The 26,177-nt window shown below is 67.4% G+C and carries 23 protein-coding genes; 11 read left to right on the top strand and 12 right to left on the bottom strand.

All coding sequences use genetic code 11. The annotated features are described in order from the left end of the window. Positions 1–17: 17 nt before the first annotated feature. Positions 18–800 (bottom strand): SGNH/GDSL hydrolase family protein, encoded by a 783-nt coding sequence (locus tag OCUBac02_RS19705; protein ID WP_173048028.1) that lies wholly within the window; start codon positions 798–800, stop codon positions 18–20. A gap of 107 nt (positions 801–907) precedes the next feature. Here OCUBac02_RS19705 and OCUBac02_RS19700 point away from each other — a divergent pair, with 107 nt between their 5' ends. The 3 genes from OCUBac02_RS19700 to OCUBac02_RS19690 all read left to right on the top strand — a co-directional run bounded on the left by OCUBac02_RS19700 (position 908) and on the right by OCUBac02_RS19690 (position 4,069). Beyond that, positions 908–2,701: a cisplatin damage response ATP-dependent DNA ligase gene (locus tag OCUBac02_RS19700; protein WP_173048026.1), complete on the top strand. Its 1,794-nt coding sequence runs from the start codon at positions 908–910 to the stop codon at positions 2,699–2,701. Positions 2,702–2,847: 146 nt separating this feature from the next. Then, positions 2,848–3,528, top strand: coding sequence for a response regulator transcription factor (locus tag OCUBac02_RS19695; RefSeq protein ID WP_047580631.1), 681 nt, complete (start codon positions 2,848–2,850; stop codon positions 3,526–3,528). Positions 3,529–3,814: 286 nt separating this feature from the next. Then, positions 3,815–4,069, top strand: a complete 255-nt coding sequence (locus tag OCUBac02_RS19690; RefSeq protein WP_244638997.1) for a DUF6460 domain-containing protein — start codon at positions 3,815–3,817, stop codon at positions 4,067–4,069. Positions 4,070–4,142: 73 nt separating this feature from the next. Here the strand turns inward: OCUBac02_RS19690 and OCUBac02_RS19685 are convergent, their stop codons facing one another. Then, positions 4,143–5,231, bottom strand: a complete 1,089-nt coding sequence (locus OCUBac02_RS19685; protein WP_173048024.1) for a quinone-dependent dihydroorotate dehydrogenase — start codon at positions 5,229–5,231, stop codon at positions 4,143–4,145. Next, positions 5,228–5,572, bottom strand: coding sequence for a DUF952 domain-containing protein (locus OCUBac02_RS19680; protein ID WP_173048023.1), 345 nt, complete (start codon positions 5,570–5,572; stop codon positions 5,228–5,230). Before OCUBac02_RS19680 ends, OCUBac02_RS19685 begins: the two co-directional genes overlap by 4 nt. A gap of 165 nt (positions 5,573–5,737) precedes the next feature. Here OCUBac02_RS19680 and OCUBac02_RS19675 point away from each other — a divergent pair, with 165 nt between their 5' ends. Further along, positions 5,738–6,367, top strand: a complete 630-nt coding sequence (locus tag OCUBac02_RS19675; RefSeq protein ID WP_047576388.1) for a S24 family peptidase — start codon at positions 5,738–5,740, stop codon at positions 6,365–6,367. A gap of 120 nt (positions 6,368–6,487) precedes the next feature. Here OCUBac02_RS19675 and OCUBac02_RS19670 read toward each other — a convergent pair whose 3' ends face one another. From OCUBac02_RS19670 to OCUBac02_RS19655, 4 genes are all read right to left on the bottom strand, one after another. Beyond that, positions 6,488–7,936: a sensor histidine kinase gene (locus tag OCUBac02_RS19670; RefSeq protein ID WP_052232097.1), complete on the bottom strand. Its 1,449-nt coding sequence runs from the start codon at positions 7,934–7,936 to the stop codon at positions 6,488–6,490. Positions 7,937–7,947: 11 nt separating this feature from the next. Then, positions 7,948–9,393 (bottom strand): FAD-dependent oxidoreductase, encoded by a 1,446-nt coding sequence (locus OCUBac02_RS19665; RefSeq protein WP_173048022.1) that lies wholly within the window; start codon positions 9,391–9,393, stop codon positions 7,948–7,950. Between the two features lie 107 nt (positions 9,394–9,500). Continuing rightward, positions 9,501–11,837 (bottom strand): putative bifunctional diguanylate cyclase/phosphodiesterase, encoded by a 2,337-nt coding sequence (locus OCUBac02_RS19660; RefSeq protein WP_173048021.1) that lies wholly within the window; start codon positions 11,835–11,837, stop codon positions 9,501–9,503. A gap of 142 nt (positions 11,838–11,979) precedes the next feature. Next, on the bottom strand, positions 11,980–12,921 hold the full coding sequence (locus tag OCUBac02_RS19655; RefSeq protein WP_047581922.1) for an enoyl-CoA hydratase-related protein: 942 nt from the start codon (positions 12,919–12,921) through the stop codon (positions 11,980–11,982). Between the two features lie 644 nt (positions 12,922–13,565). Between OCUBac02_RS19655 and murA the strand changes: the two genes are divergently transcribed. The 5 genes from murA to OCUBac02_RS19630 all read left to right on the top strand — a co-directional run bounded on the left by murA (position 13,566) and on the right by OCUBac02_RS19630 (position 17,828). Next, positions 13,566–14,855 carry a UDP-N-acetylglucosamine 1-carboxyvinyltransferase gene (murA, locus tag OCUBac02_RS19650; protein ID WP_047581920.1) on the top strand — a complete coding sequence of 430 codons (1,290 nt, stop codon included), beginning with the start codon at positions 13,566–13,568 and terminating at the stop codon, positions 14,853–14,855. Between the two features lie 45 nt (positions 14,856–14,900). Next, positions 14,901–15,347: a DUF2948 family protein gene (locus OCUBac02_RS19645; RefSeq protein WP_047581919.1), complete on the top strand. Its 447-nt coding sequence runs from the start codon at positions 14,901–14,903 to the stop codon at positions 15,345–15,347. A 216-nt stretch (positions 15,348–15,563) separates the two neighbouring features. After that, positions 15,564–16,856: a histidinol dehydrogenase gene (gene hisD, locus OCUBac02_RS19640; protein WP_173048020.1), complete on the top strand. Its 1,293-nt coding sequence runs from the start codon at positions 15,564–15,566 to the stop codon at positions 16,854–16,856. Positions 16,857–16,893: 37 nt separating this feature from the next. Beyond that, positions 16,894–17,382, top strand: a complete 489-nt coding sequence (locus OCUBac02_RS19635; RefSeq protein WP_173048019.1) for a UPF0262 family protein — start codon at positions 16,894–16,896, stop codon at positions 17,380–17,382. Positions 17,383–17,423: 41 nt separating this feature from the next. Then, positions 17,424–17,828: an arsenate-mycothiol transferase ArsC gene (locus tag OCUBac02_RS19630; protein WP_173049718.1), complete on the top strand. Its 405-nt coding sequence runs from the start codon at positions 17,424–17,426 to the stop codon at positions 17,826–17,828. A gap of 146 nt (positions 17,829–17,974) precedes the next feature. On the opposite strand, the gene OCUBac02_RS19625 is transcribed toward OCUBac02_RS19630, so the two are convergent. Continuing rightward, complete coding sequence (locus OCUBac02_RS19625; protein ID WP_173048018.1) at positions 17,975–19,708, bottom strand: pilus assembly protein TadG-related protein; 1,734 nt, start codon at positions 19,706–19,708, stop codon at positions 17,975–17,977. Positions 19,709–19,743: 35 nt separating this feature from the next. Next, the gene (locus OCUBac02_RS19620; protein ID WP_173048016.1) at positions 19,744–20,172 is read right to left on the bottom strand and encodes a TadE/TadG family type IV pilus assembly protein; all 429 of its coding nucleotides are present in this window, start codon (positions 20,170–20,172) and stop codon (positions 19,744–19,746) included. Between the two features lie 367 nt (positions 20,173–20,539). Here OCUBac02_RS19620 and OCUBac02_RS19615 point away from each other — a divergent pair, with 367 nt between their 5' ends. Both OCUBac02_RS19615 and OCUBac02_RS19610 read left to right on the top strand, forming a co-directional pair. Beyond that, positions 20,540–20,725, top strand: a complete 186-nt coding sequence (locus OCUBac02_RS19615; RefSeq protein WP_173048014.1) for a hypothetical protein — start codon at positions 20,540–20,542, stop codon at positions 20,723–20,725. After that, the gene (locus OCUBac02_RS19610; protein ID WP_173048012.1) at positions 20,722–22,179 is read left to right on the top strand and encodes a methyl-accepting chemotaxis protein; all 1,458 of its coding nucleotides are present in this window, start codon (positions 20,722–20,724) and stop codon (positions 22,177–22,179) included. Before OCUBac02_RS19615 ends, OCUBac02_RS19610 begins: the two co-directional genes overlap by 4 nt. Positions 22,180–22,182: 3 nt before the next feature. On the opposite strand, the gene OCUBac02_RS19605 is transcribed toward OCUBac02_RS19610, so the two are convergent. Genes OCUBac02_RS19605 through OCUBac02_RS19595 form a run of 3 tightly spaced genes read right to left on the bottom strand, consistent with a single transcriptional unit; the run spans position 22,183 to position 26,176 of the window. Next, a complete protein-coding gene (locus OCUBac02_RS19605; RefSeq protein WP_173048010.1) occupies positions 22,183–23,400 on the bottom strand; it encodes a phosphopentomutase in 1,218 nt (405 codons plus the stop codon). A gap of 2 nt (positions 23,401–23,402) precedes the next feature. Further along, positions 23,403–25,031 carry an ABC transporter ATP-binding protein gene (locus tag OCUBac02_RS19600; RefSeq protein WP_173048008.1) on the bottom strand — a complete coding sequence of 543 codons (1,629 nt, stop codon included), beginning with the start codon at positions 25,029–25,031 and terminating at the stop codon, positions 23,403–23,405. Further along, positions 25,028–26,176 carry an ABC transporter permease gene (locus tag OCUBac02_RS19595; RefSeq protein WP_173048006.1) on the bottom strand — a complete coding sequence of 383 codons (1,149 nt, stop codon included), beginning with the start codon at positions 26,174–26,176 and terminating at the stop codon, positions 25,028–25,030. Before OCUBac02_RS19595 ends, OCUBac02_RS19600 begins: the two co-directional genes overlap by 4 nt. Position 26,177: the final 1 nt, after the last annotated feature.

The raw sequence follows: 26,177 nt of genomic DNA, 5'->3' as shown, positions 1-26,177 counted from the left end.
GTCGATTTAGTTGTCGATCAGCGCGAGGCGGCGACGACCGGCCGCGCGGGCGCGGCCATGCCGACCATGGCGTTCGCCATGTCGCGGGCAAGGCAGTCATAGCCGGCGTCGCTCATGTGGAAGCCGTCGGTCCAGAGCGCGGCCTTGAAGGCCTCGGCATCGCTGCGGTGCCATTCGCGCATCGCGTCATAGCGGCCGAAGACGGGCACGGCCTCGCGCCGGGCGACTTCGCCGACGGCCTCGACATATCGGCCGTAGCGCTGCGGATCGCGCACCGAGGGGAAGAACTGCGGGTCGAGGATGGCGAGCGCCGGGCCGGCCTCGCGCACGAGCGAAATGCCTTCGCCGACCATTGCCTTGAAGGCGTCGAGATCGCCGCCCTTGACGGCGTCGTTGGTGCCGACCTGCCAGATTACGAGATCGTAGGGACGCGCGGTGAGCGCAGTCTTCAGACGGATGAGCGTCTGCGGGGCGGTTTCGCCGCCGATGCCGGCATTGACGATCTCGACCTGCGACTTCGGCCAAGCCTTGCCGAGCAGCGCCTGCAGGCGGGCGGGATAGGTCTTGTCCCTGGCGCTGGCGCCGATGCCCTCGGTCGAGGAGGAGCCGATGGCGAGGATCGTCAGGGCCTTGCCCTGCGAGACCTTGGCGGAGAGCGGCGCAAGCGCAGCGTTCGAGCGCACGATCGGCGTCTCGCGGCAGGAGAAGCTTGCCGCCTGCGCGGGGGCTCCGACCGAGAACGTGGCAGCGATGGCAGGCAAGGCAAAGGCAAGGAACCGTATCGCTGCGCGCATCGGCATGTCTCTCCCGGCTACTCCGCTGCCGTTAAGGTTTGCTTCATGAACGGTATCTGAACGATGCGCTGCAATATGAAATGCGGGATGCGGTGTGGCGTCGAGGCGACAGCATGAACCGCTTTGCCTGGCTGCTCGACCGCCTGGCCTATGAGCCGCGCCGCAACGCCAAGATCGCGCTGATCGCCGATTATTTGCGCACGACGCCCGATCCCGATCGCGGCTATGCGCTCGCGGCGATGACGGGCGGGCTTGTCTTCCGCAACGCCAAGGCCGGGCTGATCCGGGCCCTGATCACGGAGCGCACCGACCCTGTGCTCTTCGCGCTGTCCTATGACTATGTCGGCGATCTCTCGGAGACGGTCGCGCTGATGTGGCCGGGCGCCGTTCAAGTCTCGGTCACCCCCATCGGGGTCATCCCGGGTGACCGAAGGGAGACCCGGGATCCATTCCTGAGCGCTTCCGAAGGAGGTTCAGGCATGGATCCCGGATCTCCGCTTCGCTCCGTCCGGGATGACGGCGAGAGAGATGGAGAAGGGATGAGCCACAATCGCGCGCCCTTGACCCTCCCCGAAGTGGTCGAGGGCCTGCGCGAGGCCGGCAAGACCGACCTGCCGCGCCTGGTCGCCGGCTGGCTCGACGCGCTCGACGAGACAGGGCGCTGGGCCCTGCTCAAGCTCATCACCGGTGCACTGCGCATCGGCGTCTCCGCCCGCCTTGCCAAGACGGCGGCGGCGAGCCTCGGCGGCGTCCCGCCCGACGAGGTTGAGCAGGTCTGGCACGGGCTGGAACCACCCTATGCCGAACTCTTCGCCTGGCTGGAGGGCAGGGGCGCCCGGCCAGAGGCGCGCGATCCTGCGCCGTTCCGCCCGGTCATGCTCTCGCATCCGATCGAGGACGGCGATTTCGACAAGCTCGACCCGGTCGAATTTGCGGCCGAATGGAAATGGGACGGCATTCGCGTCCAGGCCGTCAGTGGCCGCAAGGCCGACGGCACGCGCGTGACGCGGCTCTATTCCCGCACCGGCGAGGACATCGCAGCCGCCTTCCCCGATCTCGTCGAGGAACTGACGATCGATGGCGCGCTCGACGGTGAATTGCTGGTGATGCGCGAGAGCACGGTCCAGAGCTTCAATACGCTGCAGCAGCGCCTGAACCGCAAGACCGTCACCGCGAAGATGCTGGGCGATTTCCCCGCCCATATCCGCGTCTACGACCTGCTCGTCGATGGTGAGGAGGATATCCGGCATCTGCCTCTGGAGGAGCGGCGCCAGCGGCTTGAGAGCTTCCTGTCGCGCCTCGCCAGCATCCGCTTCGATCTCTCGCCTGTGATTTCCTTCGCCTCCTGGGATGAATTGAAGGCAGCCCGCGCGGACCCGGCCGAAGCGGGAGCAGGCGCCGATGCGGAAGCGGTCGAGGGCTGCATGATCAAGCGCCGCGATTCAGCCTATCTGCCGGGTCGCCCCAAGGGCTATTGGTGGAAATGGAAGCGCGATGCCCGGCTCGTCGACTGCGTGCTGATGTATGCCCAGCGCGGTCACGGCAAGCGCTCCTCCTTCTATTCCGACTACACCTTCGGCGTCTGGCGCGTGGGCGAGGATGGCGGGCAGGAGCTGGTCCCGGTCGGCAAGGCCTATTTCGGCTTCACCGATGAAGAGCTGATCGAGATCGACAAATATGTCCGCAAGAACACGCTGAATCGCTTCGGCCCGGTGCGCGAGGTCACGCATGAGGCGCAATCGGGTCTCGTCTTCGAAGTCGCCTTCGAGGGCCTGCAGCGCTCGACCCGGCATAAATCCGGCCTCGCCATGCGGTTTCCCCGCATCAATCGCATCCGCTGGGACAAGCCGCCTGTCGAGGCCGACCATATCGCGGTGCTGGAAGCACTGCTGCCGACCAATGGTTGAGCCGGAATGGGTTGCAGCCTTGCGCTCGCAATGCTTGTGATGCGCAGCCGGCCTGAGGCAAAATGCCCCGGTCGGACGAATGCATCGGCCCGAAGCGGGGCACGCCACTTCGGGCGGGGGCGGTGCAGGCTTTAAGGAGTGGGGCGATGAGCAAGCAGCCTTCGACGCGGATCGTCATCGCGGACGATCATCCGCTGTTTCGCGGCGCGCTGCGTCAGGCCGTGTCGAGCGCGCTCGGCGGGGCCGAGGTCAGCGAGGTCGGCTCGCTGGAAGCCCTGACCGAGGCTCTGGCCGGCGGCGGCGATGCCGATCTCGTCCTGCTCGATCTGACCATGCCGGGCGTGCAGGGCTTTTCGGGCCTGCTCTTCCTGCGCGCCGACCATCCGGAGATTCCGGTCATCGTCGTCTCCGCCAATGACGACCCGGCGGTGATTCGCCGCTGCATCGAGTTCGGCGCGCTCGGCTTCCTGCCCAAGACCGCCGATGTCGCCCAGATGGGCGAGGCGATCCGCGCCGTGCTCGACGGCGGCGTCTGGACCCCGCCCGGGGTTGATCTCTCAGCTCCCGTGGATGCCGAGATCGCCGACATGGTCCGCCGCATGTCGACGCTGACGCCGCAGCAGGTGCGCGTGCTGATGATGCTGTCGGAGGGGCTTCTCAACAAGCAGATCGCCTACGAGCTCGGCGTCTCCGAGGCGACCGTGAAGGCCCATGTCTCGGCGATCCTGACCAAGCTCGACGTCGACAGCCGCACGCAGGCGGTGATCGCCGCCTCCAAGATAGCCGGAACCGCCTGGGCGACGGCAGGTGCTTCCGCGACGGCTTGATGATTATTTCCCGATAGGCTGAGCTGCCCTTTATAAAGCGCGGGTCATCCCGGACGGAGCGAAGCGGAGATCCGGGATCCATTCCGGAGCCTCACAAAGAGATGTTCCGGCATGGATCCCGGGTCTCCCTGCTGTCGCCCGGGATGACCCGCGTTTCATGCGGGCAAATCTGGTTTCAAACGAAGCCGTCCGTTCAGTCCCCGTTCAAGCGCGGTCTGTTTCAGGCTAAGACAGCGCGGAAGCGCCCCGGATCGGCTTGGGGCGCAACAGGATGGCCATCGCTTCCATGGAACGGTTTCTCGGCGGCTCGCCCCTCAGCGTCCTCGTCCGCCTGATCTTCATCTCGCTTCTGGTCGGCGCGGCGATGGCCTTTCTCGGCCTGTCCCCGCAGAGCCTCTACGAGGCCGCCGCGCGCTTTCTGCGCTCGATCACCGGGCTCGGCTTCGGCGCGGTGCGCGAGGTCGGCCAATGGGTCATCGCCGGCGCCCTGATCGTCGTGCCGCTGTGGCTGCTGATGCGGCTCTTCGCGGCGCGGAAGTAGATTACCCGAACTGCGTAGTCATTCCGGGCTCAGGCCTTGGCCTGCCCTGGAATGACGGCTTCGTTCTTGAGCTTTACAGCCTTTCGCCGCGCGCGATCGCCGCTGCATCGCGCCCGATCAGGGCGGTGAGGCGCGTCAGACCGGCGCGCCGCGCCCGCGTGGCGAGACCGCTCTTGATCTCCCTCGCGAGCCCCGGCCCCTTGAACACCATCGCGGAATAGAACTGCACCAGCGTCGCTCCGGCGCGGATCTTGGCGAAGGCGGCTTCAGCCGAATCGACGCCGCCGACGCCGACCAGCGGGAACTGCCCTTCGACGCGCAGGAAGGCTTCGGCCAGGATGCGGGTCGAGGCGGTGAAGAGCGGCTTGCCGGAAAGCCCGCCGGTCTCGCCCTTGCTGGCACTGCGCAAGCTGTCCGGGCGCGCGATCGTGGTGTTCGAGACGATCAGCCCGTCGATATTGCGCTTGCGCGCGACGGCGATCATGCCGTCGAGCTCGGGCAAGGTCAGGTCCGGAGCGATCTTGATCAGGACCGGCGTGCGCTGGCCAATCGTAGCGACCTCGTCTCGGGCCGCGAGCGTGCGCGCCACGAGATCGTCGAGCGCGCTTTCCGCCTGCAGGTCGCGCAGGCCGGGCGTGTTCGGCGAGGAGACGTTGATCGTCAGGAAATCGGCGAGGGGGGCGAGCCGCCGCGCCAGCGTGGCGTAATCGGCGGCGCGGTCGGCCGATTCCTTGTTGGCGCCGAGATTGACGCCGACGAGCCCGTTGCGGCGCAGGCGGCCCCCGAGCCGCTTCGCCACGGCCTCCATGCCCTCGCTGTTGAGGCCGTAGCGGTTGATGACGGCTTCGTCCTCCAGCAGCCGGAAGACGCGCGGACGCGGGTTGCCGGGCTGCGGCAATGGCGTCACGCCGCCGACCTCGACGAAGCCGAAGCCGAGCCCGAGCGCGCCATCGACGGCTTCCGCATTCTTGTCGAAGCCGGCCGCGAGGCCGACCGGATTGGAGAAGGACAGCCCGAACGCCTCGGTCGCGAGCACGGGATCGTCCGGCCCCGGCTTCATGGCGGGCGCGGTGGCCAGCGCCGCGACGGTCAGGCGATGCGCCGTCTCCGCATCCATGCGGTGGATCAACGGCCGGGCGAGGTTGAACAGGCCACCGATCATGCGAGCGTCTCCGGAAGGGTGTGGCTGCCGTCGGCTTTCAACAGCATGGGCGCGATCCAGCGGACGACCTTCGGATCGAGCGAAGCATAGAGATGCGGGAACAAGGCTCCGCCGCGCGAGGGTTCGTAGCGCAATTCGGAGCCGAGGCGCCCGTCGTCGATGGCGATGAGGAGGAGCCTCTCCTGCCCGGCGAAGTGCTTCGCGGCGGTCTCGGCGACCTGCGCGCCCGTGGAAAAATGAATGTAGCCGTCGGCGAGATCGATCGGGGCGCCGTCGAAGCGGCCCTTGGCCTCGGCTTCCGACCAGAGCGCGTCAGGGCATATCTTGTAGATCAGGGGCACCGGAGGTCTCGCGTGCGAATGTCGGCCCCGGCTTAAACGCTGGCAGGAGGATTCCGCAAGCGGTTGTCCGATTGTGGCGAGATTCGGATTGAAATCTTATACGATAGGGGATATTTCCTATCTTCAATCCCCGCCAAACGGCAAGAGCGAAGCGAGGCCCGCGCGATGCTGTCACATGACCAGATCTGGGGGGCGATCGACACGCTCGCACAGCGCTACGGCTTCACCGCCTCGGGGCTGGCCCGCAAGGCCGGGCTCGATGCCACCACCTTCAACCGCTCCAAGCGCGTCGCGCCCGACGGGCGCGAGCGCTGGCCCTCGACCGAATCGATCTCCAAGATCCTGGCCGCGACCGGCGCCTCCTTCGACGAGTTTATGAGCGTGGTGCTGCGTCGGGAGCCCGCGCCGGCGCGCACGATTCCCCTGATCGGCTTCGCCCAGGCGGGCTCCGGCGGCTTCTTCGACGATGGCGGCTTTCCGGTCGGGACGGGCTGGGAGGAGGTCGCCTTTCCGGGCGTCGCCGACGAGAAGGCCTATGCGCTCGAAATCTCCGGCGATTCGATGCTGCCGCTCTATCGCGACGGCGACACCATCATCGTCTCGCCGACCGCGACGGTTCGGCGCGGCGACCGCGTCGTGGTCAAGACGGTGGAGGGCGAGGTGCTGGCCAAGCAGCTCAAGCGCCAGACGGCCAAGACGGTCGAGCTCGCCTCGCTCAACCCGGAGCATGCCGACCGCGTGCTGAACAATACCGAGATCGCCTTCATGGCGCGGGTGATCTGGGCGAGCCAGTAGGGCGGTAAATCATACGCGCGTCATGCTCGGGCTTGACCCGAGCATCTCGGAAACCAGCGCCCTCTGGTCATGAGATTCTCGGGTCTGCGCTTCGCTCCGCCCGAGAATGACGCGCTTTGTTCAATGCCCGTTGGCGCGCCGCGCTGGCAGCATGACTGCGAACACGGCGCCGGTATCGGACGATTCGAGCGCGATCGAGCCGCCATGAAGCCGGACCAGCTCGGCCGCGACGGCCAGCCCAAGCCCGGTGCCGCCCGGCGTCACCGAACCGCGGAAGGCCTGGAACAGGTTGGCCCGCGCCCGCTCGGGCACGCCGGGTCCGTTGTCGATGACGCGCAGTGCCACCGAACCGTTCTCCGGCCCGGCCGTGACCGTCAGCACGGGCATGTCGCCCGGATCGGGGCCTGCCCGCGTCAGCGCCTGGATCGCGTTGCGCATCAGGTTGGTCAGCACGCGCGCCATCTGGTCGGGGTCGCAGGGAGCGGAGAGTTCGGGCGGCACCCGGTTCTCGAAGCGCGGCTGCTTGCCCTCGCCGAGACCGAGCATCTCGGCCTGTTCGGCGACGAGCTGCCGCAGCGCGACGTCCCGGATCGCGGGCGTCGCCTCGGCGGCGCGACCATAGGCGAGGGTCGCCTGGCAGAAATCGATGGCGCGCCCCAGCGTCGCGATCAGGCGCGGCGCAAAGCGGCGGATCTTGGCGTCGCGGGTCTCGATCAACTGGTCGGACATGAGCTGCGCTGCCGCCAGCATGTTGCGCAGGTCGTGATTGATCTTGGAAACGGCGAGGCCGAGCTCGGCGAGGTGCTTCTTGGTGCGCAATTCGTCGGCCAGCGTCGCCTCCATGCGGGCGAGCGCGCGCTCCGCCTCGCCGATCTCGTCGGCGCGCAGCGAAGGCTCGATGATCCGCCGGGGATTTTCCGGGTCGGCCTCGAATTCCATGACATTGGCGGCGAGATGCCGGATCGGCCCGATGATCAGCGCATTGAGCGCGATATAGACGGCGAGCGCGGTGAGGCCTGTGAGCAGCAGCGAGATCAGCAGCAGGCTCCAGGAGAATTTCAGCATCGCCCGGCGCAGCGGCGCCTCGTCGATGACGATCTCGACGAAATCGGCGCCGCCGACAGCCTCGCCGACCACGCGGATCGGCATGGTCGCGGGCGAGACGAGCACGGAAAGTGCTTCCTCGATGGCGTTCACCCAGCTCAGGTTGCGCAGGTCGACCGAGCGCGAGACCTCCGGCGGCGGCATCGAATCGAGGCTGAGCAGGCGCCGCGCTCCGCCGACGCGTGCGGCGATCGCGCGGGCACCGACGCCCATCAGCAGGCGGTTCTCGCTACCCTCGGGCAGGCCATCCTCCGGCGCGCCCTCAAGCACCAGCGCGGCCACCTGCGCCGCCGCGATCCGGTCATGCAGCCAGTTGCGCCGGAAATTCGCGATCGAGGGCAGATAGATCAGCACCTCCGCCAGCATGACGAAGAGCACGGTGACGAGCAGCAGCTTGGCCGAAAGGCCGAGGCGCGTGAGGCCGCGCGGTTGGCTGACCGACAGGGCTGGCTTCGGAGCATGCATCGTGGGCGATCTTAGCCGAAACGCCGCAGAAAGCCGATGAGGCGGCGCAGGCCGGGCCGCGTGGTCGAAGCCGCGTGGAAGGAAAGCGCGGCACGCCGCGATGCATCCGAGCGGGCACCGGCCGGCAGCGGCATGCCGGCCATGGTGCCGATGCCGAGCCCGGCGCGCATCGCGATGCACCACGGCGCGATCAATTCGCTGGCGTCTTCGCCGACGATGGTGACGCCGCGGATATGGCCCTTCCGGTCGACGATCGCCTTGACGAAGCCCTCCGTCTCGCCGGCCGCCTGCGCGGCGGCGTTCTCGGAGAACGGCCAGCGCAGCACCTGTATCGTCCCTGCTGCCTTGCGGGCCTCAGCCTCCGACAACCCGAGCGAGGCGACCTGCGGCCGGCTCCAGGCGACGCGTGGCTCGCTTGCCGGATCGATCTTCATCGGCTGACGGAACAGGATGCTCCGCAGTACGGGCCCGACATGGTCTTCGCCGGCCCGATCGGAGGGGGCGGTTGCAGCGCCGCCTGCACAGGCTCCCAGAGCATGGACGCGGCGATTGCTCGTCCGCAGGCTGCGGTCGACGGTGATGCCGGAGCCATCGTGGCGGATGCCGGCGAGATCGAGGTCGAGCTCCTCGATCGCAGGCCGGCGCGGGCCGCAGAGGATGAGATGCGAGCCCTCGATCATCGTCTCGCCGGCAGGCGAGGACAGGACGAGGCGAAGCCCGGAGCGCGTGCGCTCCGCCCGCAGCGGCTCGCCGTTCTCGTGAAGCGCCAATTCCTCGCGCAGCAGGCGGCGACGCAGGATGGTTGCCGCTTCAGCGTCATGTCCCGCCAGCAGGCCATCGGGAGCGACGAGGTTCACCGTGCAGCCGAGCCGATGCAGGGCCTGCGCCAGGGCGGCGCCTGCACCGCCCAGTACGATCGGTCGTTCCGGCAGCCGGGTCAGGCCGGCAAGGTCGCTCTCCAGCAGAACCGGAACCGCATCGAACCCCTCCATCGCGGGCGGAATGGTGCGCGCGCCGGTGGCGATGACGAAGCGGCGGGCCTTGATCGGCTGTCCTTCGACGGTGACCGTGCTGCGGCTGGTGAAGCGGGCCTCGCCCCGGATGACGGTGATACCGAGCGTGGCCAGTCGCTCGGCTGCGTGATTGGCCCGGTCGGTGGCCAGCGCTCGCTGGACATGGTCATGGATCTGAGCCGCATTCGGCTGCGGCTCGGCGGCTGGAAGGCCGAAGCGTCCGGCATCGCGCAGCGCTTGCGCGCGCACTCCAACCTCGATCAACGCGCGAACGGCGAGCGGCCCCTGGTCGCCGCCGGTGGCGTCTCGCTCGATCAGGACGACGGGAACGCCGAAGGCCGCCGCCGCGATCGCCAGTGCGATGCCGTTCGCGCCCGCGCCGATGACGCAGATATCGGGTGTCAACGCGGCTGGTCTCGCCGCCTTGGCTGTGCCGTCGCTCACCGGATGTCCCGTTTCGCTGTCGTCCCCGATCGCTGATGCGTTGCCGCGCCGGCGGAATCAAGGCCGTTGCGGTGCCATGCCGGAATTAAAGCGAAGTTCCCGCCTGTTCAGGCGACGCTGCGATTGCCGCTGCCGTTGCGGCCCTTGATGCTGGCCAGCGCTTCCGGGCGGCCGAACAGGAAGCCCTGGGCGCGGTGGGCGCCGAGCAGCTGGACGGCGATGCGCTGCTGCTCGGTTTCGATGCCCTCGACCACGACATTCATCTGCAGGCGGCGCGCCAATTGGCAGACCGCCTCGATAACGGCCTTCGAGGCCTCGTTGGTGTGCACCTCGCGCGCGAAGCTCTGGTCGATCTTCACCTGCGCGAACGGATAGGTCGAGAGATAGGCGAGCGAGGAATAGCCCGTGCCGAAATCGTCGAGCGCAAAGGTCACGCCGAGCGCCCGCAATTCATCGAGCACCGAAAGCGCCAGCTTGTCATCCTCGATCAACAGCGATTCCGTGACTTCGAGCATCAGGCGCCGTGATTCGAGCTGCGAGGCGAGAAGGGCTTGCTTGACCGACTCGACGATCCGGAGCGGCTCGCGGAACTGCAGCGGCGAGACGTTGACGGAAACGCCGATGCCTGGCTCCCAGCCTGCGGCGTCGCGACAGGCCTGGCGGATCGCCCAGTCGCCCATGCCGGCGATCAGGCCGGACTGCTCGGCGATCGGGATGAACACGCCCGGCGGCACCATGCCGCGGGTGGGATGGCGCCAGCGCATCAGCGCCTCGCGCGACACGATCTTCTGGGTCTTCAGGTCGATGATCGGCTGGTAGTAGAGCTCGAGCGAGCCGTCGGTGCAGGCCTTGCGCAGGTCGACCTCGATCTCGTGCCGCTCCATCATCTCCTCGGCCATGGCCGGGTTGAAGAACATCAGCATGTTCCGGCCGGCGGACTTGGCCTTGTAGAGCGCCGTATCGGCATGACGCAGCAGGTCGGCCGGATTGGCACCGTCGAGCGGAGCCATCGCGATGCCGATGCTCGCCGTCACGTAGACGGTCTTGCCGTCGACATCGAACGCCCGCGACATCACGTCGATCATCCGCTGCGCGATGGCGGTGACGGCGAGATGGTCCGCCGACGGCAGGATCAGCAGGAACTCGTCGCCGCCGAAGCGGGCGAGCATGTCGTTGCCGCGGATCGCGCCGCGCAGGCGGCTCGCGGTCTCCATCAGCACCCGATCGCCGATATCGTGGCCCAGGCTGTCATTGACCTGCTTGAAGCCGTCGAGATCGAGATAGAGCAGCGCGAAGCCCTCGCCCGTGCGCTCCAGCTTGGCGAAGGCCTCCCCGATCTGGGTGGTATATTCGAAGCGGTTCGCGAGCCCGGTCAGTTCGTCGAAACGCGCCATCTGCTCGATGCGCGCCTCCGTCGCCTTGCGCTCGGTGGCATCCTCCGTGAGCATCAGGATGCCGCCCTCGGCAGCCGGCGCGAGCGTCACGACCAGCACGAGCCCGCCCCGCGTCACCAGCTCGCGGCTCGTCGCCTGCTGGCTGGCCTGGACCTCGGTCAGCGCCGTGCGGATGTCGCGCAACTGCTCCTGGCTGATAACCTGCCGCTCGACCAGGAAACGCGCGATCGCGGTCAGCGGCGTGCCGGGCAGGGCGAGCGTCTCGGGCAGGCCGTAGAGCGTGCTGTGAGGCGCGTTGCTGACCGCGAGCTTGAGGCTGCGGTCGAACATCGCCAGCCCGTCGATCATGGTGTTGAGCGCGGCGTCGAGCGTCAGGTTCTGCGAATGCAGGGCGGAAGCCAACGCCTTGGATTGCTTGTTGGCGTCGCTCAGCGCCAGCAGGTTGCGGTGCAGCGAGTTGGTGATCGCGATATTGGCCGCCACGTAGAGGAAGGCGAAATAGCCGATATAGCGGTAATAGGGGTTATGGGCGCCGATCAGGCCGATCGCCATCGGGATGCAGAAGGTCAGAAGCTGCACGGCGACGAATTTCGGCCTGCCGGCATTGCGCGCGACATAGCCCGACGCCAGCGCGATGGTGGAGGCGACCGAGGTGATATGGGCGGCAGGATCGTCCGTCTGAACCAGCGCGACATAGCAGCTATAGCCGAGGGCGGCGCTGAACACGGTGGCGCCGAGGAAGTAGTCGCGATCCCAGCGGCGGGTCTCGGCGTAGCTGTCCTGCGCATGGTTGCGCCGGCGATAGGCCACCACCGTCATGATGCGCAGGATCACGATGAGCGTCACCAGGATGGTGAGGCTCATGAAGATATCCATGCCGGTGGAAATCCAGCAGAGGAACGGCGTCAGGATGCCGGCGATGCCGCCGGGAATGATCGAGGCCGGCGACGAGAACAGTGAACTGACCAGCAGCGTATAGCCGGTCAGGTCGATGCCCTCGTCCTGCTTGCGCCCGCCGGTCGCCACCAGTCGCTTGAGAGCGCCTGTCATCTACTCCTGCCTTTGCCGCCCCACGCGGCGCGACGCGCGAAAACCGCACGTCGCGCATTATGCCATCGGGTTGTACGCGAGCAGAGGTAAATGCTTCGTGTGGTTTTACGGGAAGCCCCGGAAAGTGGAGATCCCTTTCCCGTCAGACCGGGGCGAGGTGGCGCTGGTAGACGCGCGCCAGCATCCGGTCCTGGGTCTGTGCGATGCGCTGCAGCTTCGAGATCGCGCTCGGGCTGAGCCGCAGCATGCAATTCGTCCAGATCTCGCCGAGATGGCCGAGCTCTTCACGCAGATCGCCATGGCGACGGTTGAAGGCCGAGAACAGCGCGGTCTTGGCGGCATGGATCGGCAGCGAGTCGGCGCAGTATTTGCGGATCCAGTCCTCGCCCGTGCCCGTCGGTACCACCGCCTCGAGGCCGCCCGCCGCCATGAAGTCCTGCGCGCTCATCTCCTCGCCGGAGAGCAGCATCTGCTCGGCGGCGCGCTGGCCCATGCGCCGCGACAGGATCGCGACCGCCGTGATCGGGAAATGGTTGAACTTGATCTCCGGATAGACGAACGAAGCCTGTTCCTCGGCGATCATGACATTGCATGAGCGCGGGGCGTCGATGCCGCCGCCGATCGCCTTGGCATGGATCGTCGAGAGCGTCACGACGAGGCCGTTCAGGCCGCCGGAATTCCAGATCGCGCCTTCCGCCGAAAGCCTCGCGTACTCCGTCAGCGCGGCGCGGTCGTTCTTGGCCAGGCAGTCCAGATAGAAATCGAGATCGCCGCCGAGCGTGAAGAAAGGCCCCGTGCCGCGGAAGGCGAGGAAGCGCACCGGGGCGCGATGATACTGGTCGGGCGCGCCCCACAGCGCCACGATCGCGCTCTGGATCTTCACTAGGCTGTCGAGCAGTTGCAGCGTGAAGACGGGCTTCAGCTCGGGCCGGATCGTGACCCAGAGCGTCTTGATATCCGGCTCATAGGCGATCTCCACCTCCGGCAGGAAGCCTGCCTTGTAGCGGATCGCATCGATGACTTCGCAGCTCTCCAGCAGGGTCGGCCCGCGGCCGCCCGCTCCGGTCTTCAAGGACTGCAACATGACGCTACCCCACAAACTCCTTGATGCCGGCAGCGTAAACGAGCTTAACGAAGTGTAAACGGATTCTCCCGGAAATGGTTAATAGCATTAAGGATTTTTTCTTACCAAGCGTCAGGTGAGACCGTCGGAGCCGCCACGAGCCGCTACAGAGCAAGGGTCGCGCCGCCGATGCTGGAACGAAAATTTCGCGAGGGCCCGGGTGCGCGAAGCAAATGGATCGTCTGGCCGGTTGCCGGAGAATGATTGTGCTCGGTGCGAAAAACGGAGGTCGGAACTGGCCTCATCCGGCACGATGCTGGCCCGCTATGGGGCAGGTGGCGTTAGCCAGTGCAGGCGCTTGTCCGGCGGCGGTTCAGGGTCTAACGATACCGCCGCGAATTCGCCGCGTTCCCGCGTTCAAACATCCCATCCAGAGCTGATGCCGTGACCCGCCAGACAGCCGAAGACGAGAAGCATGCGCGCCTTGCCGCCGCGCTCCGCGAGAATCTGAAGCGCCGCAAGGCCCAGGCTCGCGCTCGCCGCTCGGATGAGGCGCCAGCGCGTGAGCCGGAGCCGCCCTCTCAGGCCGACACCTCCAGGACCTGAATTCCTTATTCTCCACGCGCCGCCGGCCTTTCGCCCGGCCGGCCGAGCAGGACCCGACGATGGACAAGATCCGCATCACCGGCGGCCAGCGCCTCAATGGCGCCATTCCGATCTCCGGCGCGAAGAACGCTGCCTTGCCGCTGATGATCGCGAGCCTGCTGACAGACGAGACGCTGACGCTGACCAACGTGCCGCGGCTCTCGGACGTGACGGCGCTCTCGCGCATCCTGTCGAACCAGGGCGTCGACCGCACCGTTGCCGGCAAGCGCATCGGCCAGTCGGCCGAGACCGGCCAGACCATCGCGCTCACCGCACGCCAGATCGTCGACACCTGCGCGCCCTATGAGCTGGTCTCGACCATGCGCGCGAGCTTCTGGGTGATCGCGCCGATCCTGGCCCGCATGGGCGAGGCCAAGGTCTCGCTGCCCGGCGGCTGCGCCATCGGCACGCGCCCGGTCGATCTGCTCTTGATGGCGCTGGAGAAGCTCGGCGCCGAGATCGCGATCGAGAACGGCTACGCGCTGGCGCGCGCGCCCAAGGGCCTGAAGGGCGGCGAGATCGTCTTTCCAAAGGTCACGGTCGGCGGCACCCATACCGCGCTGATGGCTGCCGTGCTCGCCCAGGGCACGACGGTGATCGAGAACGCCGCCTGCGAGCCGGAGGTCACCGATCTCGCCGCCTGCCTCGTCAAGATGGGCGCCAGGATCGAGGGGGCTGGCACCCCGCGCATCGTCGTCACCGGCGTCGCGCGTCTCGGTGGCGCGCATCACGCCGTGCTGCCCGATCGCATCGAGGCCGGCACCTATGCCATGGCCGTGGCGATGACCGGCGGCGACGTTATCCTGGAAGGCGCACGGCCGGAATTGCTGCAATCGGCCCTCGACGTGCTCGCCAGGGCCGGCGTCGAGATCGACGCGACCAACGAGGGCATCCGCGTGCGCCGCAACGGGCAGGGGCTGACGGCGGTCGATATCGATACCGATCCCTTCCCGGGCTTCCCGACGGACCTGCAGGCGCAGTTCATGGCGCTGATGACCCGGGCGAAGGGCACCTCGCGCATCCGCGAGACCATTTTCGAGAACCGCTTCATGCATGTGCAGGAACTCGCCCGGCTCGGCGCGAAGATCCGGCTGGACGGCGATGTCGCCCATGTCGAGGGCGTCGAGAAACTGACCGGCGCGCCGGTGATGGCGACGGACCTGCGCGCCTCGGTCTCGCTGGTGATCGGCGGGCTCGCTGCCGAAGGCGACACGACGATCAACCGCGTCTACCATCTCGATCGTGGCTTCGAGGCGCTGGAAGCCAAGCTCGGCCGCTGCGGCGCGCTGGTGGAACGCATCAGCGGCTGATTCTCGGCTGTTGATTTTCTCGGGGCGGCTCGTCAGAACAAAACCATGTCAGACGATGCCGCCGATCCCCTGAAGCTCATCGCGCTCGATGCCGATGATCTCGCGATTGTCTCAGCCCATCTTCAGGATGCGGTGCTGAAGGCGGCCGATCTCGTCTATCTGCCGCGCGAAAAGCGCTTCGCGCTCGCGCTGCGACGCTTCGACTGGGAGGGCGCTCAGCGCGGCCAGCGCCGCCGCCGCCTGACCGCGCTGCATTTCGATCGTGTCCAGTCCGTGCGCAGCGCCAAGCTGGACAAGAGCGATCCCGACAAGGTCCTGAACCTCCTCGCTGTGACCTTCGATCTGGGCGACGACCCGGCCGGCGACGTGACGCTGCATTTCTCGGAAGGCGCGGCGATCCGCCTCTCGGTCGAATGCATCGAGGCCCAGATGAAGGATCTCGGACCGGTCTGGGAAGCCGCGGCCACGCCCGGTCACCCCGACGGCGCCTGAGCGCCGCGTTTTTCCAGCGACGACAGCTTCAATCGGTCGATCCCTTCGTCTAAGAACGCGCGTCATCCCGGACAAGCCGCGTCAGCGGCGCCGATCCGGGATCCATGCCTGACCGTTCCGGCATGGATCCCGGGTCTTCGCTGCGCTACGCCCGGGATGACCGTCGCTGATTGGAAGGCCTTCCACGGCGACGATCTGTCAGTTTCGAGGATACCCATGCCGATCAGGCTCGACGACAGGGATGCCCGCTTTGCTGAGGGCTTCGCGGCGCTGCTTTCCGCCAAGCGCGAGGTCTCGGAGGAGGTCGACCGCGTCGCCGCCGACATCATCGCCGATATCCGCGAGAAGGGCGACGCGGCGCTGATCGACTATACCTCCCGCTTCGATGCGCTCGACCTGACGCCCGGGACCCTGCGCGTCTCCGAGGCCGAGATCGATGCGGCGGTCGTGGCCTGCTCGCCTGAGCTGCTGGCGGCGCTGGAGACGGCGCGCGAGCGGATCGAGACCTATCACCGCCGCCAGAAGCCGGTCGATTCCTGGGTCGAGGATGTGGCGGGCGTCGGCACCGGCTGGCGCTGGAGCGCGATCGAGGCGGTCGGGCTCTATGTGCCCGGCGGTACGGCGAGCTACCCGTCATCGGTCCTGATGAACGCCATCCCGGCGAAGGTCGCCGGCGTGCCGCGCATCGTCATGGTCGCGCCGACGCCGCGCGGGGAGACGAACCCGCTCGTGCTCGCCGCCGCCCGGCTCGCCGGCGTCGACGAAGTCTATCGCATCGGCGGCGCGCAGGCCGTCGCGGCGCTCGCCTACGGCACGGCGGCGATCGCCCCGGTCGCCAAGATCGTCGGCCCCGGTAACGCCTATGTCGCCGCCGCCAAGCGCCGGGTCTTCGGTCAGGTCGGCATCGACATGATCGCCGGCCCCTCCGAGGTGCTGGTGATCGCCGATCGCAGCGCCAATCCCGACTGGATCGCCGCCGACCTGCTGGCGCAGGCCGAGCACGATGTCTCCGCCCAGTCGATCCTGATGACCGACGATGCGGCACTGGCCACCGAGGTCGAGAAGGCGGTCGCGGCGCAGCTCGCGACGCTCCCGCGGGCGGAGATCGCCGGCCAGAGCTGGCAGGAATTCGGCGCGATCCTGCTCGTCGCCGATCTCGAGGCCGCCGTGCCGCTGGTCGACCGGCTCGCGCCCGAGCATCTCGAGATCATGACGGCCGATCCGGAGCGCCTCGCGGGCCTGATCCGCAATGCCGGCGCGATCTTCCTCGGCGGCCACACGCCGGAGGCGATCGGCGACTATGTCGGCGGCCCCAATCATGTCCTGCCGACGGCCCGCTCGGCCCGCTTCTCGTCCGGCCTCGGCGTCGGCGATTTCATGAAGCGGACCTCGCTCCTGAGATGCGGCCCCGAGGGCCTGCGAACGCTCGCATCCGCCGCCACGCAATTGGCTGAGGCAGAGGGCTTGCAGGCGCACGGCCGATCCGTGACGATCAGGCTTAATCTCTGAGCGTTGTCCGACGGGCCGCGCCATGGCCGGAGGAGCGATGTCCGACGTCTCGACTGCCACGAACCAGCGCCTGGTCGGCCTGACCCTCGACGAAAATTCCCTCGGTCGCGGCACGCCCGATCAGGAGCACGAGCGCGCCGTCGCTATCTACGACCTGATCGAGCGCAACAGCTTCGTCATTCCCGAACATGACGGCGGCCCGTATCTCGCGCATCTCGCCATGGTCGAGCGGCGCCTCGTCTTCGAGATCAAGCAGGCCGATGGCGCGCCGGTCGTGACGCATCATCTCTCGCTCAGCCCGTTCCGGCGCATCATCAAGGATTACGAACTGGTCTGCGACAGCTACTACGCGGCGATCCGGACCTCGACGCCGACGCAGATCGAGGCGATCGACATGGGCCGGCGCGGCCTGCATGACGAGGCGGCCGGCATCCTGGCGGAACGGCTGGCCAACAAGGTCGAGGTCGATTTCGACACGGCGCGGCGCCTCTTCACGCTGATCTACGCGCTGCACTGGAAGGGCTGACGCGCTTGGAGGCCCCGCGCAAGGTGCAGAGCGTGCTGTTCATGTGCGCGATGAACGCCGTGCGCTCGCCCATGGCCGAGGCCCTGGCCAAGCACTTCTTCGGCAAGTCGATCTATGTCCAGTCGGCCGGTGCCCGGAAGGGCGAGCCGGACGGCTTCGTGCACGCGATCCTCGACGAGATCGGCATCGATCTGAGCAAGCACAAGCCGAAATCGGTCGAGGAATTGGAGGAGTGGGAAGGGCTGAATTTCGACCTGATCATCACGCTCTCGCCCGAGGCCCATCACAAGGCGCTGGACCTGACGCGGACCCATGCCGCCGAGGTCGAATACTGGCCGACCGTCGATCCGACCGTGTTCCAGGGTTCGCGCGAGCAGAAGCTCGACGCCTATCGCGACGTCCGGGACGGCCTGATCAAGCGGATCAAGCAGCGGCTGCAGAACTAGAAGCCCCTAAGGGGATCGTCGTCATGGTCGGGCCTGTCCCGACCATCCACGTCTTCAGGTGTCGAGAGCCGTGTTCAAGACGTGGATGCTCGCCACAAGGGCGAGCATGACGGAGTGGTTTCCCGCATTGATTTCCCTGACGATGCTCACCGTACTAGCACCGCACCGCCGCAGCGCACGCCGCTGACCCAGCTATCGGCCTGGCCGAGCCCGATGCCGAGCGTGCCGAGCACGCCGTTCAGGATCTGGTCGAGCGGCGTCGCCGCAGCGCCGATGACGCCGCCGACCAGCCCCTCGAGGCCGGGCAGGCCGAGGCCGAGCCCCAGCGCCTCCACGCGCAGTTCGAGATCGCCGACGAGCCGCCCGAGCAGGGTCGCGACGAAATTCTGGGTCGAGGTCGTCTTCTTGTCGCTGCGCTGGATCTCCGGATAGCTGAAGCTGACGGCGGCTTCGGAGAGATTGGTCATCGTCACATGGGCCCGGCCCGTGACCTTGGCGAGCCCGGCGGCGTTGACGAGGGTCGCGGCCGGCGGGTTCGGCGCCCTGGTGAAATTGTTGAATTCCGCCATTGAGACCTGCCCGATCCAGGCGTCGACCACGGCCGGCGTCACGCCCAGTGTGACCCGCGAGGTCGAGACGTCGCCGGGCGAGCACTGGATTCCGGTGAGCCGGGCCGTCGCGGCCGCGAGTTCGAGATAAACAAGCACCCGGACCAGCGAGGCTGCGCCCGAGCCGACGAGATCGACTGTCAGCAGGAGCCGCGTCTGCGCGGTGTGGACACTGGCACCGGTGCGCCCCACCCGCATCAGGCTGGTGCCGACCGGCCGCTCGCCGATGCCGAGCTTGAGCGAGGCGGCGGCTATCCCCGGCAGGTTCAGGTTGAGCCCGACATCGATCTGGCGGTTGCCATTGGCGATCTGGGCCACCGCCGAGACGATGTCGAGCGCCGAGAGCGAGGCCGCGAGCGGCTTCGGCCCGGAGAGCGGCTTGTCGCCGGCTGGCCCGAAGGAGATCAGCGAGGCGAGATTGACCGGCAGGTTGCTCGCCGAGGCGCTCGCGATCCGGCCCAGCGCCGCGGTGGCGGTGCCGCTGCGCGTATCATGGTCGCGGGAGGCGTCGACGATGGCCGCCAGGACGTCGCCGAGGCGGGCATCCGCCTTCAGCACGTCGTCATAGGTCGCCGCCGTCAGGTCGAGGCGCGTGGCGAGGCGCTTCGAGACGTCGAACAGGTCGATCCGCGCCTTGATCAGGGCGTCGTAATCCATGACGGAGAGCGAGATGCCGCCGCCGAGCAGCCCGCCCAGCAGGCTGTTGAGCAGGCCGCCATCAAGCCTGAGCAGGCGCGAGCCGACGGCGAAGGAAGCCTGGGCATCCTGGACGGCGATGGCGCTGGAGCCGATCGGCACATCCCCGCTGCTGAGGCTTGCCACGGTTGGCGTGCTGCCCGGCGGACGCGGGGCGGTGCTCGGCGCTTGGGCCGCGGCGGACGAGGTCAGCACGCGGCCGAGCAGCAGCGGCGCTGTGGTCCGCATGTCGATCCTTACGGCGTTAGCAACCGTGGCCGGGCTCGGAACGAAACGCGCTCCAGGCGCCAGTTTTGGGTCGGGCGTATACACCCCTGTCTGCAGCGCCTGAATCGCATTGCCTGGAAAGCCGTTCTGGACGGTGCTGGACTGGGCCGCGGCCCGTGCCCGCGGCAGATCGCTCGCGGCCGCGAGAGCGGCGAGGTCGTTGGCGGTCTGGAGCTTGCGTTTCTCGTAGAAGAAATTGCCGACATCGACGGCCATGGCGCCGAAGCCGAGCAGCACCGTGGCGGAGACGGCGAAGAGGATCGCGGTGCCGCCCCGCTGGTCCCTGGCGAAGTTCCTGAGCCTGAGCATGGGTGCCCTCCTGGCCGCGATATCGCGAATCCTGTTCAATATCCGCCGCGCTGGACGATCGCCCGGCGCTCAATCATGGGTTGTGGTAGCGATACCATTCGGCTGAGATTGTCGTAGACCGAGCCGCTCATGTCATAGGCGACGGCGACTTCGAAGCTCTGCATCTGCGGGCCGGTCTGGCCGGTGCGGACTCGTAGCTTGGCCGGGTCGATGAAGGCGTAGGAGCCGGCATTGGCGGTGATGAAGTCGCGGGCGATCTGGGAACGCTCGGCGTCGCTCAGGCCCGATATGGACGATCGCGCCGCCTCGGCTGCGATCTGCTGGATGCTGTGGTAGATGCCGAAGACATAGCCGTAGCCCATGATGCCGACCAGCAGCAGCAGGAGGATCGGCGCGACGAAGGCGAACTCGATCACGGTGGTCGCGCGCTGGTTCCGGGAGAAGCGGGACAGGGCTGGCGGCATGACCGTTCCTCGACAAGGATATGCAACTAAAAGTTGTAAAACTCCCCTCTTGATGAAAGGTAAACGCGATGCCGCGCGAGCAATCGTCGTTCAGCGCTGGTGAAAGGCTTAAGTAAAATTTTACGCCGCTACGCTTGCTTCGTCAGGACGCCGTCTTTGCTCCGAGTTATCCCTGCCAATGCCCTCGTCCACACCAGCGGAATCCGATGCGGCGCGCGAGGAGCGCTTGTCGCCTGCTGGTGGCCTCCTCGTCGGATTGTTCTGTCTTCTGGCCAGCTTCGGAGCCCTCGCGAGCCTGCCGCAACCGAGTGACGGTACAGTGCCGGTCGCAATCGTCTTTCCGCCTTGGACCGATGGTGCGGAGGCCGTGGCCCTGAGCTTCGCGGCCGGCTATCGCGTCCTGCGCAGTGGCAGGTTGAGCTCCGTCGTCATCGTGGCGCCGACATCGGGCGGGGAGATGCCCTCGCTGCCGAAAGGCGCGTGGTTGTCCCTGGTCCTGACGGGCCTTGCCGGATGCCTCGACAATCCCGGCCAACCGGAAGCCTCGTCATGATCTGGACGCTGTCAGCGGTACGCCACAGGGTCACGCAGGCTCTGCTCGCGCTCGGACTGCTCCATCTGCCGCTGCTCGCGCTGGGCTTCCGGGTCAATGGCGCGTCCGGTACTGTCCCGGTGCTGTTGGCCGCGCTCGCTGCGGTGCTCGCCGTTCTCATCTATCGCCTGGCTGGCCCGGCCATCGTGACGCAGCTCGTCATCGCGGCCATGCTGATCGGGCAGGTTTCGATCCTGGTGTTCAGCTTCGCCGGCCATCCCTGGCAGCCGGACATGCATATGTATTACTTCGCGATCCTGGCCCTGTTGGCCGGCTTCTGCGACTGGCGGCCGATCCTGCTCGGCGCCGTACTGACGGCCTTGCACCATCTCGTGCTGCAATATGTCCTGCCGGCGGCCGTCTTCTACCAGGGCGGCAGCCTGCTGCGGGTGATGCTTCATGCGGTGATCGTCATCATCGAGACGGCATTCCTGGCGATTTTCGCCGTCGTCATGCAACGCATGTTCGCCGTGAACGAGCAGAATCTGGCTCGGGCACAGGAAGTGGCCGAGCGCGAGCGCATCGCCGGCGAGAAGGAGCGCAATCTTGCCGAGGAGCTCGGCCGGCGTGCCGAGACGCTGCGCGATGTCGTCGCCGGCTTCCGTGCCCAGATGGAGCAGGCGATGGCGGTGCTCGATCATTCCGCCGCGGCGATGAACACCGAGGCCGGGGCGTTGACCGAAACATCCGACTATGTCCGGCGCCAGACCACGATGGTCTCGGATTCTGCCGCCGGCACCATGGACAGCATCGACCATCTCTCGGCCGCCAGCACCGAACTCGTCGCCTCCATCGGCGAGATCGGTCGCAATGCCGGCCAATCGGCCGACGGCTCGAAGGTGGCCGCCGATCTCGCCCGTCGTGCCAGCGCCGAGATCGAGCATCTCGCCCAGAGCAGCGAGAATGTCGGCGCCGTCGTCGAGATCATCCGCGGTATCGCTGCCCAGACCAGCATGCTCGCGCTCAATGCCACGATCGAAGCCGCGCGTGCCGGCGAGATGGGCCGCGGCTTCGCAGTCGTCGCCAGCGAGGTCAAGACGCTCTCGGCCCAGACCGCCAAGGCGACCGACGAGGTCTCGCAGCAGATCGGCACGATGCAGCAGGCCTCGCAGCGCTCGCTCAAGGCGATCCGCGACATCGTGGAGGCGATCGGCGAGGTCGAAAGCGTCGCCAATGCGATCGCGCTCTCGGTCGACGAACAGAGCCGCGCCACCGCTGAGATCGCCCATCAGGTTCGTCTGTCCTTCGAAGGCGCGCAGCGCAGCGCCGATGTCGCCGGCGGCTTCGAGGTCATGACCCGCCAGACCCATGGCGCCGCCCAGCAATTGCAGGGCGCGGCGAGCGTGCTCGCCCAGCAGGCGCAGGATATCCGCCAGGATGTCGCGAGCTTCTGCGGCCGGGTCGCCGCAGCCTGATCCTTACCAGGGGCGACCGGGGCCGACCGGCCCGATGCCGAGGAGCGTGCCCAGGCTCGCCGCGATATCGGCGAAACTGCCCCGCCGCCCGAGCGGCTCTGCGCCGATCCCCGGGCCGAAGGCGATGATCGGCACATGCTCGCGAGTATGGTCGGTGCCGGGCCAGCTCGGATCGTTGCCGTGGTCGGCGGTGATGACGGCTATATCGCCCGGCCGCAGAGCCGCTTCGAGATGCGGCAGGCGGCGGTCGAAGGCTTCAAGCGCCGCAGCGTAGCCGGGAATATCGCGCCGATGGCCGAACTCGGTGTCGAAATCGACGAGATTGACGAAGCAGAAGCCGCCATCTGGCAGGCCGTCCCAGGCCTCCAGCGCCGCGTCGAGCATCGCCGCATTGCCGAACGGCTTGATCTCGGTGCCGGTGGCGCGATGGGCGAAGATGTCACCGATCTTGCCGACGGTCACGACCGTGCGCCCTTGAGCCGTCAGCCGGTCGAGGATCGTCTCGTCCGGCGGCGGGATCGCGAAATCCTTGCGGTTGCCGGTGCGGGTGAAACCTTCTTCCGGCGAGCCCACGAAGGGCCGCGCGATCACGCGGCCGATGCGCAGGGGATCGACGAGGCCGCGTACCATCTTGCAGAGGGCATAGAGCCGGTCGAGCCCGAAATGCTCCTCATGCGCCGCGATCTGCAGCACGGAATCGACCGAGGTGTAGCAGATCGGCTTTCCCGTCCCGATATGCTCCGGCCCCAGCTCGTCGATGATCGCAGTGCCCGAGGCGTGCCTGTTGCCGAGGATGCCGGGCAGCGCGCCTTGCTTGACGATGCCGGCGACGAGCTCGGGCGGGAAGGAATTCTCCAGTTCGGTGAAATAGCCCCACTGGAACGGCACCGGGCAGCCGGCGATCTCCCAATGGCCGGACGGCGTGTCCTTGCCCTGGCTGACTTCGACGCCATAGCCCCAGCGCCCTTCGGGCCTGGCCGGCTTCGCGACCCCGGCGAGTAGCCGGCCGGTCGAGGCCTCGCAGGCATGAGCGAGGCCGAGTCGGACGAGGTTCGGCAGCTTCAACGGCCCGCTGCGCAGGCCCTCGCGATCGCCGCGGCCGTCGGCGCAGGCATCGGCGATATGGCCGAGCGTGTCCGAGCCGGCATCGCCATAGGCGGCCGCATCGGCCGCGCCGCCGCAGCCGACCGAATCCAGCACGATCAGGAGCGCGCGAGCCATGCTCAGTCCCTCACTGCGGCGGTGTTGGCCGTGTCGAGGTTCAGCGCGGCCGCCAGCAGCGCCTGGGTATAGGCTTCGCGCGGCTGGGCGAAGATCGTCTCTGCCGGGCCTTCCTCGACCACCTTGCCGTTCTGCATCACCACCACCCGATGCGACAGGGCCCGGACGACCTTGAGGTCATGACTGATGAAGAGATAGCCCAGCTTGCGCTTCGCCTGCAGCCCCCGCAGCAATTCGACGATCTGCGCCTGCACGGACATGTCGAGCGCCGAGGTCGGCTCGTCCAGCACCACGAATTTCGGATCGAGCGCCATCGCCCGCGCGATGGCGATACGCTGGCGCTGGCCACCCGAGAATTCGTGCGGGTAGCGGTCCATGGCCGCCGGGTCCAGACCGACATCGGCGAGCGCCTGCGCCACGATCTCGCGCTGGCGTTGATAGGTCAGGTCGGGCTGCTGGATGGCAAGACCCTCGGCGACGATCTCGGCCACCGACATGCGCGGCGAGAGCGAGCCATAGGGGTCCTGGAAGACCACCTGCAGGTCCTTGCGCTTCGGCCTGACCTGCTTGCCGGACAAGCCGTCGATCCGGTCTCCAAGGAAGACGATCGGCCCTTCCGACGCGATCAGCCGGAGGATGGCGAGGCCGAGCGTGGTCTTGCCCGAGCCGGATTCGCCGACGACGCCGAGAGTCTCACCCTCGCGGACCTTCACCGAGATGCCGTCGACCGCCTTCACATGGCCGGAGACGCGGCGCAGCAGGCCGGACTTGATCGGAAACCAGACCTTGACCGGCCCGGCCTCCAGTAACGTCGCGGCGTCCGCCGGAACCGGGGCAGGGCGCCCCTTCGGCTCGGCCGCGAGCAGGCGCTTGGTGTACTCGTGCTGCGGGCTGCCGAAGATCTCGGCGACGGGACCGTGCTCGACGACCTTGCCTTTCAGCATCACGCAGACCCGGTCGGCGATGCGCCGGACGATGCCGAGATCATGGGTGATGAACAGCATCGCCATGCCGAGCCGCGCTTGAAGCTCCTTCAGCAGCTTCAGGATCTGGGCCTGCACGGTGACGTCGAGCGCGGTGGTCGGCTCGTCGGCGATCAGCAGCTCCGGCTCGTTGGCGAGCGCCATCGCGATCATCACGCGCTGGCGCTGCCCGCCCGAGAGCTGGTGCGGATAGGCATCGAGCCGGCTCTTCGCGTCGCGGATACCGACGAGGTCGAGCAGTTCCAGCGTGCGGGCGCGCGCCTTCTCGCCGCGCAGGCCCTTGTGCAGTTCGAGGATCTCACCGATCTGCCGCTCGATCGTATGGAGCGGGTTGAGCGAGGTCATCGGCTCCTGGAACACCATGGTGATGTCGTTGCCGCGCACCTTGCGCATCGCGTCCTCGTCGGCCGCGATCAGATCCTGCCCGTTGAACAGCACCTTGCCGGACGGGTGATGCGCCGCCGGATAGTTCAGGAGCTTGAGGATCGAGAGCGCCGAGACCGACTTGCCCGAGCCGGACTCGCCGACCAGCGCCAGGGTCTCGCCCTTGGCGATCGAGAACGAGACGCGGTCAACCGCGAGCGTCTCCCGCCCGCCCTGGCGGAAGGCGACGGAGAGGTCTTCGACGGAGAGAAGCGGCGCGGTCATGCGAAGGTCTTCCGCGGGTCGAAGGCGTCGCGCACGGCCTCGCCGATGAAGATCAGCAGCGACAGCATCAGCGCGATCACGAGGAAGCCGGAGAGGCCGAGCCAGGGCGCCTGGAGGTTCGCCTTGCCCTGTGCCAGCAATTCGCCGAGCGAGGGCGAACCCGGCGGCAGGCCGAAGCCGAGGAAGTCGAGCGAGGTCAGCGTGGTGATCGAGCCGTTCAGGATGAAGGGCAGGAAGGTCAGGGTCGCGACCATCGCGTTCGGCAACAGGTGCCGGATCATGATGGTACGGTTGGAGAGGCCGAGCGCGCGGGCCGCGCGGACATACTCGAAATTGCGCGCCCGCAGGAATTCGGCCCGGACGACGCCCACCAGGGCCACCCAGGAGAACAGCAGGAGGATGCCGAGCAGCACGAAGAAGCCGGGCGTGATGATCGCGGCGACGATGATCAGCAGGTAAAGCGCGGGGATCGAGGTCCAGATCTCGATCAGGCGCTGGAAGATCAGGTCCGTCCAGCCGCCGAAATAGCCCTGGATGGCGCCGGCCGCGATGCCGATCACCGAGGAGAACGCGCACAGGATCAGCCCGAACAGCACGGAGATGCGGAAGCCGTAGATCAGGCGCGCCACCACGTCGCGGCCCTGGTCGTCGGTGCCGAGCCAGTTCCATTCGAGGTCGCGGCAGGTCGAGCCTCCGCTGCGCTCCGCGATCGTCCTGCACTGCTCGTCCTTGAGCAGCCAGGTCGGTGGGGCAGGGGCCGGCACCGGCAGGTCGAGATTATGCGTGCGGTAGGAATAGCGGATCGGCGGCCAGACCGCGAAGCCGTTGGCCGCGATCTCCTTGGCGATGACCGGGTCGCGATAATCGGTCGTGGCGAGGAACCCGCCGAACTTCTCCTCCGGATAGTTCACCGCCACGGGGAACAGCCATTCGTCCTTGTAGCGCACGACGAGCGGCCGGTCGTTGGCGATGAACTCGGCGAAGAGCGAGAGCACGAACAGCGCGAGGAACAGCCAGAGCGACCACCAGCCGCGCTTGTTGGCCTTGAAGTTGTCGAGCCTGCGCCGGTTGATCGGCGAGAGCTTGAGCCAGCCCTGCCTGGCCTCCGGCGGCGCGAGCGGGGCGTCGATCAGCGTATCGCTCATG

It is taken from the genome of Bosea sp. ANAM02 (genome assembly GCF_011764485.1).
Taxonomy (GTDB): Bacteria; Pseudomonadota; Alphaproteobacteria; order Rhizobiales; family Beijerinckiaceae; genus Allobosea.
This window is presented reverse-complemented; position numbering and strand designations above follow the sequence as displayed.